This is a genomic window from Sulfitobacter sp. HI0129 (assembly GCF_001635395.1).
In the GTDB taxonomy this organism is placed as follows: domain Bacteria; phylum Pseudomonadota; class Alphaproteobacteria; order Rhodobacterales; family Rhodobacteraceae; genus Sulfitobacter.
This window is the reverse complement of the sequence record NZ_LWGH01000784.1, coordinates 1-313: the sequence shown is the minus strand read 5'-3', so window position 1 is coordinate 313 and position 313 is coordinate 1. Positions and strand designations below refer to the sequence as shown.

The window sequence follows — 313 nt, the reverse complement described above, 5'->3', positions numbered from 1 at the left end:
CACCGCTACGGCCACTGAAACCGCGGAACTGGCCGCCTCTTCCGCCCGGGGCGCGGTACTGTCGCGCCGTCAGGCGGCGGCGCAGGGGGAGGCGCGCGTCGATCAGGCGGCAACCCGCATCCTGCGCGCCGAACTTGCACTGGCGGAAGCGCAGCGGCGGCTGGCCGAAACGGCGGTTGTCGCCCCTTTCGACGGCACGCTGAGCGAAACGAACGTGGTGGCCGGACGGCTGGTGGCGGCCAATGAAAGACTGGCCGAACTGATCGACCCGGACGATCTGGAAGTCTCCTTCCGCGTGTCGACCGCGCAATAC

At 69.6% G+C, this 313-nt stretch carries 1 protein-coding gene; it reads left to right on the top strand.

What is annotated here, in order from left to right; all coding sequences use genetic code 11:
• A partial coding sequence (locus A3764_RS19050; protein WP_150122302.1) for an HlyD family efflux transporter periplasmic adaptor subunit occupies positions 1–313 on the top strand: 313 nt, incomplete at both ends.